The following is a 12928-nucleotide window of genomic DNA, read 5'->3' as shown; positions in this document are numbered from 1 at the left end:
TGGCGCCGTTTGGCGGCTGGATGGACCGCTTGGTCTTCAGTGTTGCGTGGCGGATTGCCAATTTCGTGATTTTACCGTGCCAGCGGCGCCACTCGGCGCGAGCATGGCGGATTTGTGCCCGCTTTTGTGTCCGGGGCTGTCCGGCCGGCACGCCGAGGCAGCCGAAAGTGACGTCCGGGGGTAGCATGGAGGCCGAACGTTCACCGGCCGGCTGGCCTCGCGCCATCCGCCATTTTTTCGGGGTTTGCCGCCATGACTGCCAGTCTCGATACCGCTTCCGCTTCCGCTTCCGCCGCTCCCGCCAGTGTCGCCGCCGCCTTGTGGCAAGGCGCCGGGCTGCCTGCCGAAGCGCTGGGCCACCTTGATCTGACGGGCGCCGATCCGGTGCTTCCGTCCAGCTTTGCCGTCGGCACCGCGGCGCAGGCCAGCCTGGCAGCCTCGGCCCTGGCCGCTGCGGCGCTTTGGCAGCAGCGCACCGGACGCTGGCAGCAGGTGGCCGTGGACATGCGCCACGCCATCACCGAGTTCCGCAGCGAACGCTACCTGCGCGTGGACGGTGGCCCGGCGCCGGAGTTGTGGGACAGGATCGCCGGCGTCTACCGCTGCGGCGATGGCTGCTGGGTCCGGCTGCATACCAATTTCCCGCACCACCGCGACGGCGTGCTGCGCCTGCTCGGCTGCGCCCACGACAAGGCCGCCGTGCAGGCGGCGCTAGGCAAGTGGGAAGCCGAGGCGTTCGAAGCCACGGCTTCCGATGCCGGCCTGGTGGTCGCGGCCATGCGCAGCTTCGATGAATGGGACCGGCACCCGCAGGCCGAGGCGTTGCGCGGGCTGCCGCCGGTGACGCTGGAGCGGATCGGCGAAGCGCCGCCCCAGCCACTGCCCGCGCTTCCCGCGCTGTCTTCGGCCGAAAGCCGGCCGCTTTCCGGGGTCCGGGTCCTCGATTTCACGCGGATCATTGCGGGCCCGGTGGCCGGGCGCACGCTGGCGGCACATGGCGCCGACGTACTGCTGGTCACGGCGGCACACCTGCCGTCGATTGCGCCGCTGGTCATCGATACCGGCCGCGGCAAGCGCAACTGCGAGCTCGACCTGCGCGATCCCGACGACAAGCGCACGCTGCACAAGCTGCTGCACGGCGCTGACGTCATGATCCAGGGCTACCGGCCCGGCGGCCTCGCGGAACTCGGCGTTGGCCCGGAGGCGGCGGCGCGTGCACGGCCTGGCCTCGTCTATGTGTCGCTGAGTGCCTATGGCCATGTCGGCCCATGGTCGGGCAAACGGGGATTCGATTCGCTGGTGCAGACGGCCACGGGTTTCAACCATGCCGAGGCCCACGCTGCCGGGGAGGATGCGCCACATCCGTTGCCGGCCCAGGTGCTCGACCACGCAGCCGGCTATCTGCTCGCGTTCGGCGCCATGGCGGCGCTGCACCGGCGCGCCACCGAGGGCGGCAGCTGGCACGTGCGGGTGTCGCTGGCACAGGTCGGGCAGTGGTTGCGGAGCCTGGGCCGAGTGCCGGCCGGGTTGCAGGAGCCCGAACAAAAGATCGATGACGTGGCCGACCTGCTGGAGGTCTTGCCCTCGGGCTTCGGCATGCTGACCGTGGTGCGGCATGCGGCGCGGTTGTCGGAGACGCCGGCCCATTGGGCACTGCCATCGGAACCGCTCGGCACCCACGTGCCGGAGTGGATGCCGCGCGGCTAATGCTCAGTCAGGCGCCGATCCGCTCCTAGTAGAGCGTGGTGCGCAGCCGCTCGGGCAGTTCGCGGTCGTAGGCTTCCCCGTCGATCGCGTTGCGGCTCAGCGCGGCCAGGATCTCGCCATTGCTGGGCAGGCTGTTGCGCGGACGCCGGGAACCGGCGTCCCACACCCTCGAACGCAGCAGCGCGCGGGCGCACTGGAAGAACACGGCCTGGACGTGGATGACCAGTACCGACACGGGGGTCTTGCCCTCGACCTCGCACCGGGCAAGCAAGTCCGGGGCGACCGATATCCGCGCCGTGCCGTTGATGCGCAGTGTCTCGTTGATGCCCGGGATCAGGAACAGCAATCCCACGCGCGGGTCGGCGACGATATTGCGCAGGCTGTCGATGCGGTTGTTGCCGCGGCGGTCGGGCATCAGCAGCGTGCGTTCGTCCAGCACCTGGACGAAGCCGGGCGCGTCGCCGCGCGGCGAGCACTCCGCAACGTCCTTGCCGACCGTCGAAAGCAGGCACAGCGGCGCCGCTTCGACAAAGGCGCGGTAGTGCGGATGCAGGTAGTCGACCTCCTTGGCAAGGGATGGCGCGGCCGGCCGGGCATACAGCGCTTCGAGTTCAGCGAGCGTGGCGATGGTGTGCGGATCCATGGGGACGATCTAGAAGGAGTGGGCTCGCGTTACAGCGTGACCGTGCCGCGGCCGATTTCGATCACGCGCCCGCCGACACGGATCGCGCCCGCCGCGGTCACGGCCAGCCGCAATGTACAGGGGCGGTCGACGGAGGCACCCTGGTCGACTTCGTACTCGGCGGGCAGCACGTGCGCATTGGCCAGCAGCCATCCGCCGAGATTGGCGCACGCGGACCCGGTGCCCGGGTCTTCCGCCACCCCGCCCCCTTGCTTGCTGAAGAAATACCGCGCGAGCACGCGGCCCGGCCGGGTTGGATCAAAGGCAAACACATAGGCGGTCTTGCGGCCCAGGCTGCTCTGCGGCCATTGCTCCAGCCGTGCCGTGTCCGGCCGGGCCCGCTGCACGGCGTCCGTGCTGCGGACCCCGACCAGCAACTGGTCCGCACCGGTATCGACCCACATCGGCGAGGCCAGCAGGTCGTGCGCTTCCAGTCCGAGCAGTGCCGCCATTTCCGCATCGGGCAGGTTGACCGCAGCGGTCTTCGGCGGGCCGGCGTGCGGGGCCGTAAAGGTCCAGACATCGCCGCTGGCCTCGACCGGCACGACGCCAGCCTTGAATTCGAGCGTCAGCCGGTCGCCACTCGCGGCCAGGTCTCGCACCACGTGCGCGGTGCCGAGCGTGGGATGCCCCGCAAAGCGCATTTCGTAGCCGGGTGTAAAGATCCGTACCTGCGCATGCGCACGCTCCGAAGGCAGGATGAAGGTGGTTTCGGACAGGTTGAACTGCAGCGCCAGCGCTTGCATGGTGGCGTCGTCCATGCCGCGGGCATCCTCGAAGACGCACAGCGGATTGCCGCCAAACGTGGATTCGGCGAAGACGTTGAGCAGGCGAAACGCGTAGGTGGTCATGGTGGTCTCTGCAGGCGGGATTGCACCACAGTGTAGCCGCCCGCCATCGCGGTGCCATGGACAGTTTCGCTGCCGTCCGGCGGGCCAGTTCCCGCCGGCGGCGATGGTTTTTGCCGTCGCGGGGACGGCGGTCAGTAGCCGACGGCTTGTCCGTCGCGCCGGCTGTCGCTGGCGGCGACGTAGCCATGCTCGGCGTCGTCCGACAGGCGCCAGATGAACTGTCCCGAGCCAAAGTCCATGTACGGATCTTCCACCGACTTGAGCTGGTGGCCGCGCGCCTTCAGGCCCTCGACCGTCGCCGGATCCATGGTGCCCTCCACGTCCAGCGTGAAGTCGCGGTTGACCTTCCAGCGCGGCGCGCAGCAGGCCGCCTGCGGCTGCTGCTTGTAGTCGAGCATGCGGACCACCGTCTGCAGGTGGCCTTGCGGCTGCATGTCGCCGCCCATCACGCCGAAGCTCATCACCGGCTGGCCGTCGCGCGTCAGGAAGGCCGGGATGATGGTATGGAACGGCCGCTTGCCGCCCGCCACCACGTTGGCGGACTTCGGATCCATCGAGAAGCCCACGCCGCGGTTCTGCAGGCTGATGCCGGTACCCGGCACCACCACGCCCGAGCCGAAGCCCATGTAGTTGGACTGGATGAACGAGATCATCATGCCGTTCTCGTCGGCCGCGGTCAGGTAGATGGTGCCGCCGACCTTGGGCATGCCGAAATTGAAGTGCGTGGCGCGCTGCATGTCGATCAGCTTCGCGCGCGACTTCAGGTAGGCGTCATCCAGCATCTGCTCGGGCGTGACTTCCATGCTGCGCGGGTCGGCCACGTAGCGGTAGAGGTCGGCGAACGCCAGCTTCATGGCTTCGATCTGCAGGTGCTGGGAATCGACCGAGTCCACGGGCAGGGCGCTCACGTCGAACTGGTCCAGGATGCCCAGCGCAATCAACGCCGCGATACCCTGGCCGTTCGGCGGGATCTCATGCAACTCGTAGCCGCGATAGGACTTGCTGATCGGCTTGACCCAGTCGGGCCGGTAGTTGCGCAGGTCGTCCAGCGTCATGGCGCCGCCACACTGCTTGCTGAAGGCGGCGATCTTCTCGGCAATCTCGCCTTCGTAGTAGGCGCGGCCACGCGTCTCGCCGATCTTGCGCAGCGTGTCGGCGGCGGCCTTCATCGTGAATTTCTCGCCCACCCGCGGCGCGCGGCCGTTGGGCATGAAGGTGTCGGCAAAGCCGGGCTGATCCTTCAGCTCGGGGACAGCCGCGGCCCACTTGTGAGCGACCACGGGTGGCATCGCGTAGCCGCGCTCCGCGATCTCGATGGCAGGTTCCATCAGGTCGGCGAACGGCAGTTTGCCGAAGCGCTCGTGCAGCGCCGCCCAGCCGGCAACGACGCCGGGCACGGTGACCGAATCCCAGCCGCGCACCGGGCGATTGGCCAGGCCGTTGGCGCCGGTACCGTACTTGCCGCTGAAATACTCGGGGCTCCAGGCCGCCGGCGCCACGCCCGAGGAGTTCAGGCCATGCAGTTCCTTGCCGTCCCACAGGATGGCGAAGGCATCGCTGCCCAGGCCGCAGGACACGGGCTCGACGATGGTGATCGCCGCCGCGGCCGCGATGGCCGCATCCACGGCATTGCCACCCTTGAGCAGCATGCGCAGGCCAGCCTGCGCGGCGAGCGGGTGCGAGGTCGACACCACGTTGCGCGCGAACAGCGGAATGCGCACGGAGGGGTAGGGGTTGGTCCAGTCGAAGTTCTGCATGTCTTGTCCGTTGTCTCGTGGCAGCCGGCCTGATGCGGGCCGGCCGCGGCATCACGCTATTCTGCCGTGATCTTGCGATCCTTGATGAGCTTGCCCCAGCGGGCGCTGTCCTTCTTCACCATGGCCGCGAACTGTGCCGGCGTGCCGCCGACCGGCTCGGCGCCCAGCTTGGCAAGACGGTCCTTCACGTCCTGCGACTGGATGGCCTTGTTGAATTCGGCATTGAGCCGGTTGACGATGTCGGCCGGCATGCCTTTCGGGCCGTAGATGCCGAACCAGGTGTCGGATTCAAAGCCCGGCAGGCCCGATTCGCTGGCTGTCGGGATCTCCGGTGCCAGCGGCGAACGCTTCAGACTGGTCACGGCCAGCGCCTTCAGCTTGCCGTCCTTCACATGCGGCAGGCCGGACACGATGCTGTCGAACAGCACCTGCACCTTGCCCGAGATCAGGTCCGGTACCGCGAGCGCCGTGCCGCGGTAGGGGATGTGCGTGATGAACACGCCAGCCTGGGCCTTGAAGGCCTCTGCGGTCAGGTGCACGACGGTGCCGTTGCCGCTGGAAGCGTAGTTCAGTTCGCCAGGGTGCTTCTTCGCGTAGTCGATCAGTTCTCGCACATTCCTGACCGGCAGGCTGTTGGGCACCACCAGCACGTTGGTGGCGATGGCGACCTGGCCGACCGGCGTGAAGTCGGATTCGGTGTTGTAGGGCAGGCGCGTGTTGATGTACGGGCCGATCGAATGCGTGCTGGTCGTGGCGATCAGCAGCGTGTAGCCGTCAGGGGGCGCCTTCGCCGCCATGTCCGAGCCGATGGCACCGCCCGCGCCGGGACGGTTGTCCACCACGATCTGCTGCCCGATATTGGCGCCTACCTTCTGCGCAATGGCGCGCGCGAGCAGGTCGGTGGCGCCGCTGGCAGGGAACGGCACGATCAGGCGGATCGGCTTGCTTGGGTAGTTGTCGGCCAGGGCCGGCGTGGCGGCCAGGCAAAGGCCAGAGGCAAGGCCGAAGCCGAGCAGGCGCAGCCAGGATTTCATTCGGTTCTCCGGAATCGGGCGAATCAGGTCAGCGGAACAGCGTCAGGGCCGGCAGACCGGGAGGCGCGTGGCTTCGCGGGTGCCTGCGCATTATTATTCCGCGCCCGGTATCACAAAGAAAGCTAATATTTCTTTTCCTTGACACAAGTTTTTCTTGTGAGTCGCGACCGCCCGATGGCCGCTTTTTTTTCTGGTGTCCCGATGAGCACAATCCGATTCCTGCGTACCTTTGTTGCCGTAGCCGAACATGGATCCTTCGCCGCCGCTGCGGGCCACGTGGCGCTTACGCAGGCAGCGGTGAGCCTGCAGATGCGCTCGCTGGAAACCGAGCTGCGCCGCGAACTGTTCGACCGCAACGGGCGCGTCGCGGTCCTCAATGCCGACGGGCGCGCGCTATTGCCGCGCGCGCGCCACCTGCTCGCGCTGTATGACGAAATGCGCCTGCCGCAGGCCCAGCCCGAAGCCATGGCCGGCGCGGTGGCCGTGGGGGCCGTGGTGTCCGTGATGGGGGGGCTGTCGCACGTCGTGGCGCGCATGAAGCGCGCCTATCCGGCGCTGGAAGTCAGGCTGGTCGGGGCCAAGTCCATCGAACTCGCGGCGATGGTCGAGTCGGGCGAACTCGATGCCGCCATCCTGGTCGAGGGCGCCGCGCGGATGCCCGGCACGTTGCGCTGGACGCCGCTCTACCATGAACCGCTGGTCGCCATTGCCGCGCAGGGCAGTGCCGGGCAGGACGTGCGCGAAGCGCTGGCGGCGAATCCCTACCTGCGTTTCGACCGCAGCCAGCGCACCGGCATGCTGGTCGAGCGTGCGCTGCGCCGCGCGCACCTGCGGGTCAACGAGTTCCTGGAGCTGAATTCGATCGAGGCACTCGTCGAACTCGTACGGCAGGAGGTGGGCGTGACCGTGGTGCCGCTGCTGCAGCGCGCGCGCTGGCGCAATGATGCGGCGCTGCGCATCCTGCCGTTGCTGGTCAACGGTGAGCCTGTCATGCGGACCATCGGCATGCTCGAGCGGCGCGACCATGGCAGGGGACATGTGACCGGTGCGATCAGGACGGCCTGCGCGGAGTTGTTTGGCGGAGAAACTGCGTGACGGGCGGCGCGCGCAAACAAAAAGGGGGCGCCTTTCGACGCCCCCAGCATTGCACTGCATTGCAGACCGGCGGCCCGTGGCCGGCGGTCTTGCTTCTTATTCTTCCTGGAACGCTTCCTCGCGCTTGGCCTTGATCGACGGCGAGGCCACGATCAGCACCAGCACCGCGGCGGCGATCAGCAGGCCCATCGACAGCGGACGGGTCACGAACACGCTGAAGTCACCACGCGACAGCAGCAGCGAGCGGCGGAAGTTCTCTTCCATCATCGGCCCCAGCACGAAACCCAGCAGCAACGGCGCAGGTTCGCACTTGAGCTTGATGAACAGGTAGCCGATCACGCCGAACGCAGCAGTCTGGAACACGTCGAAGGTGGTGTTCTGGACCGAGTACACGCCGATGCAGCAGAACACCAGAATGGCCGGGTACAGGTAGCGGTAAGGCACCTTCAGCAGCTTCACCCAGATGCCGATCAGCGGCAGGTTCAGCACGATCAGCATCAGGTTGCCGATCCACATCGAGGCGATCAGGCCCCAGAACAGCGCCGGGTTGCTGGTCATGACCTGCGGGCCGGGCTGGATGTTGTGGATGGTCATCGCACCCACCATCAGCGCCATCACCGCGTTGGGCGGAATGCCCAGCGTCAGCAGCGGGATGAAGGAGGTCTGCGCCGCGGCGTTGTTGGCCGATTCCGGACCTGCCACGCCTTCGATCGCGCCCTTGCCGAACTCATGCGCGTATTTCGAAGTCTTCTTCTCCAGCGAGTAGGCCGCGAACGACGCCAGCGCCGCACCGCCGCCCGGCAGGATACCCAGTGCCGAGCCCAGCACCGTGCCACGCAGCACAGCCGGGATCATGCGCTTGAAGTCTGCCTTGGTCGGGAACAGGTTGGTGATGTGGTCGGTGAAGGTTTCGCGGTTTTCCTTCTGTTCCAGGTTCGCGATGATTTCCGCGAAGCCGAACACGCCCATCGCCACCGACACGAAGTTCAGGCCGTCGGTCAGCTCTGGCACGTCGAACGAGAAGCGCGCGGCGCCCGAGTTCACGTCGGTACCGACCAGGCCGAGCAGCAGGCCCAGCACGATCATCGAGATCGCCTTGACCAGCGAACCCGAAGCCAGCACCACGGCGCCGATCAGGCCCAGCACCATCAGCGAGAAGTACTCGGCGGGGCCGAACTTGAACGCCAGTTCCGACAGCGGGGCGGCAAAGGCGGCCAGGATCAGCGTGGCCACGCAGCCGGCGAAGAACGAGCCCAGGCCGGCTGTGGCCAGTGCCACGCCTGCTCGCCCTCGTCTTGCCATCTGGTAGCCGTCGATGGTGGTCACCACGGACGACGATTCACCAGGCAGGTTCACCAGAATCGCAGTGGTCGAGCCGCCGTATTGCGCACCGTAGTAGATGCCGGCCAGCATGATCAGCGCGGCCACCGGCGGCAGCGTGTAGGTCACCGGCAGCAGCATGGCGATGGTGGCCAGCGGCCCCAGGCCCGGCAGCACGCCGATCAGGGTACCCAGCACGCAGCCCAGGAAGGCGTAGGCGAGGTTCTGGAAGGAGAGGGCGGTAGCAAAGCCCAGTCCCAGGTTGGAGAGTAGTTCCATGTTGGCGGTCTCCTTAGCTTGCCAGGAAGGCCGGCCACACCGGCATCTGCAGGTTGATGCCGTACACGAACGCGCCCAGGCTGATCACCACCAGGATGATCGAGTTGAGCACGGCGCCCTTCCAGCTGAATTCGTGGCTGGCCATCGACGACACCAGCACCAGCACCAGCACCGACAGCACCATGCCCAGCGGCTTGAGCATCAGGCCGAACAGCACGACAGCACCCAGGATCCACAACAGCGACTTGATGTCCCAGCGGGCCAGGTGGTCCTCTTCCGCCTTGGCAGACAGCGAGCCCCACAGCACCAGCGCGCCCAGCAGGGCGAGCACGACGCCCAGCCAGAACGGGAAGTATCCCGGCCCCATCTTTGCGGCGGTTCCCATGGAATAGCCGCGTGCGACCCAGGAAAAGCCGAATCCGACCAGGATGAACATCAGGCCGGAGGCAAAGTCCTTTTGGCTACGTATGCGCAAAATGATTCTCCTCGATAAGACTGCTTGAAATCTGCCGGGCGCCGGTGGTGCGGTGCAATAAGCGGACGCACTGCCCGGGCCTCTTCGCGGGCAGGGTGCAAGGTAAGGGTGCGACCTTTCAGCTACCTTTCAGATGTCTGCAAACTTGGTCATGCTGAGGGTATCCCCTAGTGAGATCGCGCTTAAAAGCGGCAAAGCGAGACTGGAGGCGGGCTGGCGGGGGATCGGGCGGGCCTGCGCACACAGGTGCGCGGGGTGCTGAGCTATCATCAGACAGGCTCCGCCCGGCGTTGCCGGGTGGCTGTGGCGGCACTGGCTGTAAGGTACCGAAAGGTAGAAAGGGCACCGGGTGGAAAGCGTCGACCACGTCATCCTGATTGGCGCCGTCGTGATGTCCCTGGGCATCGTGGTGGGCGCCTTCTCCGCGCGCGCGGGCGTGCCGTTCCTGCTCGTGTTCCTGGCGGTGGGCATGCTGGCCGGCGTGGATGGCCCGGGCGGCATCCGCTTCTCCAATACCTGGCTCAGCTTCCTGGTCGGCAACCTGGCGCTTGCCGTGATCCTGCTCGATGGCGGCCTGCGGACCAGCTACGCCACCTTCCGCGTGGCCCTGCGGCCCTCGCTGGCGCTGGCTACCGTGGGTGTCCTGGTGACGGCCGGCCTGGTCGGCCTGTTCGCGGCGTGGATCCTGGACATCGACTGGAAGCTCGGCCTGCTGCTGGGCGCCATCGTAGGCTCCACCGACGCTGCCGCGGTCTTTTCGACGCTGCACAGCAGCGGTATCCGCCTCAAGGATCGTGTAGCGAGCGTGCTCGAGATCGAATCGGGCATCAACGACCCGATGGCGATTTTCCTGACGCTGACCCTGATGGAATGGATCGCGGCGCCCAACGGACTGACGCCGATGGCCCTTGCGATGCGGCTAACCGTGCAGTTCGGCGTCGGCGCGGTCCTCGGGCTTGGGCTTGGCTACTGCCTCGCCCATGTGCTCGAGCGCATCGAGGTCGCGGAAGGCCTGCACGCCATCCTGATCTGCTCCGGAGGCGCGATGATCTTTGCCGTCACGCAGAGCCTGGGCGGCAGCGGCTTCCTGGCGGTGTACCTGGCCGGCATGCTGGTCGGCAACCGGGACCGCGCCGTCACGCCGGACACCATGCGCGCGATGGACGGCATGGCCTGGCTGGCCCAGTCCGCCATGTTCTTGCTGCTTGGCCTGCTGGTGGCGCCGCACCGGATCTGGGAGATTGCGCTGCCCGCGGTCGCGGTGGCCGCCTTCCTGATGCTGGTGGCCCGGCCTGCGGCCGTGTTCCTTGCCTTGCTGCCGTTCCGGCTGAACCTGGGCGAGAAGGGCTTCATTGCCTGGATGGGCCTGCGCGGCGCCGTGCCCATCGTGCTGTCGCTGTTTCCCTTGCTGCGCGGCTTGCCGGAGTCCGGCCTGATCTTCCGCGTGGCGTTTGCCGTGGTCCTGGCCAGCCTGCTGCTGCAGGGGACGACAGTGAGGCCGGCCGCGCGCCTGGCCAGGGTGCTGCGTCCGGGGTTTCCGGAGCCGCTGGCGCGCTCACGCCTGCGCGGGGTCCATGGGCCGACGCTGGAGGTCATGCAGTTCCGGGTCAGCGTCAACGCGCCGGTCGAGAATGTACGGGCCGACCAGCTTGAGTTGCCGCCCAGTTGCCGCCTGTTGACGGTCGCACGCGACGACGCGCTCGCGCCGCATGAGCAGACCGTGCTGCGCGCCGGCGACACGGTGGCGGTGATGGCACCCGCCACGGTGCTGCCCCGGCTCGCGGCCATGTTCCAGGCGCCCGGCACGGCGCCGGCGTGGGAGCAGGCGTCGCACGATTTCCTGCTCTCGGGCGACGCGTTCCTGCGCGATGTGGCAGCGCTTTACGGCGAACAGGCGTTGACGGCCGCCGAGTACCCGCTGACGCTCGCCGACGCCATGCAGGCCAGCTTCATCTCGCCGCCGGTGGAGGGCGACAGCGTCGTGATCGCCGGCCTGCACCTGATCGCGGCGCGCATGGAAGGGCCGCGCATCATCCAGGTTGGCCTGCTGCTGCCCCGCACCGAAAGCGCCACGGGCATCCGGCGCTGGGGCGTCCGCCGCAAGCGCCAGGTTTAGAACCCATTTCAGGATGAGGAAGGGGCATGGGTTCTTAGGCCATCAATCGACCTTTGCGCCCGATACGCGCACGATCTGCGCGTACTTCTTCAGTTCGCGCTGCACCAGCGCGCCGAACTGTTCCGGCGTGGTGGGCGCGGGCTGGGCGCCGATGCGAGCGAGCCGCGCCTTCATGTCGTCGGTCTTCAGGATGGCGACGATATCGTGGTTGAGCCGGTCGACGATCTCGCGCGGGGTGTTCGCCGGAGCGAACACGCCGAACCACGTGGAAATGTCAAAGCCTTCCAGCCCCAGGCCCTTGCCGGCTTCGGCGATGGTCGGCAGTTCCGGGAGGGCGGCCGCGCGGCTGGCGGTGGTGACCGCGAACGCCTTCAGCTTGCCGGCCTTGATATTGGCCGAGGCCGAGGCCAGGTTGTCGAAGATCAGGTCGGTCTGGCCCGACAGCACCGACAACTGTGCGGGCGCTGCGCCGTTGTACGGGATATGGACCATGCTGACCTTCGCCATGCTCTTGAACAGCTCGCCCGACAGGTGGCCGGCGCTGCCGTTGCCGCCGGATGCATAGTCCAGCTTGCCCGGGTGCCTGCGCGCGTACTCGACCAGTTCGCGCACATTGTTGATATGCAGCTCCGCAGCCTTCCCCGGATGCATCACGAGGACATTGGGCACGTCCGCCACCAGCGTGACCGGCGCGAAATCCTTCACCGGGTCATACGGCATCTTGCTGAACAGCGTCGGGTTGATGGCGTGCGTGGCCACCGCGCCCATGACGATGGTGTAGCCGTCGGCCGGCTGCTTGGCGACGTAGTCCGCGCCGAGGTTGCCGCCGGCGCCGGGCTTGTTCTCGACCACGACCGGCTGGCCGAGGCTGTCGCGCAGCTTCTCGCCGATGGCGCGCGCGACCGTGTCGAGCGGGCCGCCGGCCGGGTAGGGCACCACGAACCTGATCGGCTTGGTCGGGTAGGCAGTGGCCGGCGTGGCCGCGACGGCGGCCGTGGCGGGCAGGATTGCCGCCAGTACGGTGGCGGCGAGCAGCTTCTTCAGCATGGGGACTTCAGGGGAATGGAAATCGGAAATTGCGGCGCGGAAATTGCAGCGCGGAATTTGCAGCGCTTTACCTGGCCCCGATGCCGCGCGCCATCATCACGGCGCACAGCGGCAGCAGGATCACCAGGTGGGCTTCGATCATGACCCAGCGGCGGGCCTTCCTGATCTCGGACGGGGGTGGCACGAAATCGGGCAGCTTGCGGCTTTGCTTGCGCCAGCGCGAGATCGCGAACGTCGGCGGCAGCGAGCACAGCGCGATGACGACGAACACCGTCATCTTCGCGTGGAACCACGGGTTGTGCAGGTAGAAGTCCGCGCCCTTGGCGCCGTAGAACAGGCGCAGCAGGCCGGTCGCCAGCACCGCCATCGCGGACAGGAAATACACGCCGTCGTAGACCGACAGCCGGCGCACCGTGGCCGGCGTGAGATCGGGGCGCAGCGCCACGGCCTCGGCGGCCATCAGCGTGATCAGGACGAAGATGGCCAGGAAGTGGAAGAAGGCCAGCAGGGCATCGGTCAGCATGGAATCTCCGGGTGGGTCCGCCGACGCGAGTAGCCGGGCCCG

Annotated in this window: 11 protein-coding genes; 3 read left to right on the top strand and 8 right to left on the bottom strand. The window is 67.4% G+C overall.

Annotation, left to right across the window (positions count from 1 at the left end; translation table 11 throughout):
- Positions 1-252 precede the first annotated feature (252 nt).
- Positions 253-1707, top strand: a complete 1455-nt coding sequence (locus tag KHO22_RS18980) for a CoA transferase (protein WP_211948708.1) — start codon at positions 253-255, stop codon at positions 1705-1707.
- Positions 1708-1732: 25 nt separating this feature from the next.
- Here KHO22_RS18980 and KHO22_RS18975 read toward each other — a convergent pair whose 3' ends face one another.
- From KHO22_RS18975 to KHO22_RS18960, 4 genes are all read right to left on the bottom strand, one after another.
- Positions 1733-2350 carry a pyridoxamine 5'-phosphate oxidase family protein gene (locus KHO22_RS18975; protein WP_211948707.1) on the bottom strand — a complete coding sequence of 206 codons (618 nt, stop codon included), beginning with the start codon at positions 2348-2350 and terminating at the stop codon, positions 1733-1735.
- A gap of 29 nt (positions 2351-2379) precedes the next feature.
- Positions 2380-3240, bottom strand: a complete 861-nt coding sequence (locus tag KHO22_RS18970) for a PhzF family phenazine biosynthesis protein (RefSeq protein ID WP_211948706.1) — start codon at positions 3238-3240, stop codon at positions 2380-2382.
- Between the two features lie 131 nt (positions 3241-3371).
- Positions 3372-4997, bottom strand: coding sequence for a gamma-glutamyltransferase (gene ggt / locus KHO22_RS18965; RefSeq protein ID WP_211948705.1), 1626 nt, complete (start codon positions 4995-4997; stop codon positions 3372-3374).
- Positions 4998-5053: 56 nt separating this feature from the next.
- The gene (locus KHO22_RS18960; protein WP_211948704.1) at positions 5054-6031 is read right to left on the bottom strand and encodes a Bug family tripartite tricarboxylate transporter substrate binding protein; all 978 of its coding nucleotides are present in this window, start codon (positions 6029-6031) and stop codon (positions 5054-5056) included.
- Positions 6032-6232: 201 nt separating this feature from the next.
- Between KHO22_RS18960 and KHO22_RS18955 the strand changes: the two genes are divergently transcribed.
- Positions 6233-7126, top strand: coding sequence for a LysR substrate-binding domain-containing protein (locus tag KHO22_RS18955; RefSeq protein ID WP_211948703.1), 894 nt, complete (start codon positions 6233-6235; stop codon positions 7124-7126).
- A gap of 96 nt (positions 7127-7222) precedes the next feature.
- Here the strand turns inward: KHO22_RS18955 and KHO22_RS18950 are convergent, their stop codons facing one another.
- Both KHO22_RS18950 and KHO22_RS18945 read right to left on the bottom strand, forming a co-directional pair.
- A complete protein-coding gene (locus KHO22_RS18950; RefSeq protein WP_211948702.1) occupies positions 7223-8725 on the bottom strand; it encodes a tripartite tricarboxylate transporter permease in 1503 nt (500 codons plus the stop codon).
- 13 nt (positions 8726-8738) lie between these two features.
- A complete protein-coding gene (locus KHO22_RS18945; protein WP_211948701.1) occupies positions 8739-9200 on the bottom strand; it encodes a tripartite tricarboxylate transporter TctB family protein in 462 nt (153 codons plus the stop codon).
- Between the two features lie 349 nt (positions 9201-9549).
- On the opposite strand from KHO22_RS18945, the gene KHO22_RS18940 reads away from it, so the two are divergent.
- Complete coding sequence (locus KHO22_RS18940) at positions 9550-11316, top strand: potassium/proton antiporter (protein WP_211948700.1); 1767 nt, start codon at positions 9550-9552, stop codon at positions 11314-11316.
- Positions 11317-11358: 42 nt separating this feature from the next.
- On the opposite strand, the gene KHO22_RS18935 is transcribed toward KHO22_RS18940, so the two are convergent.
- The gene (locus tag KHO22_RS18935; RefSeq protein WP_211948699.1) at positions 11359-12363 is read right to left on the bottom strand and encodes a tripartite tricarboxylate transporter substrate binding protein; all 1005 of its coding nucleotides are present in this window, start codon (positions 12361-12363) and stop codon (positions 11359-11361) included.
- A 67-nt stretch (positions 12364-12430) separates the two neighbouring features.
- A complete protein-coding gene (locus tag KHO22_RS18930) occupies positions 12431-12886 on the bottom strand; it encodes a DUF2214 family protein (RefSeq protein ID WP_211948698.1) in 456 nt (151 codons plus the stop codon).
- Positions 12887-12928: the final 42 nt, after the last annotated feature.

The organism is Cupriavidus yeoncheonensis, assembly GCF_905397275.1.
Taxonomy (GTDB): domain Bacteria; phylum Pseudomonadota; class Gammaproteobacteria; order Burkholderiales; family Burkholderiaceae; genus Cupriavidus; species Cupriavidus yeoncheonensis.
This window is presented reverse-complemented; position numbering and strand designations above follow the sequence as displayed.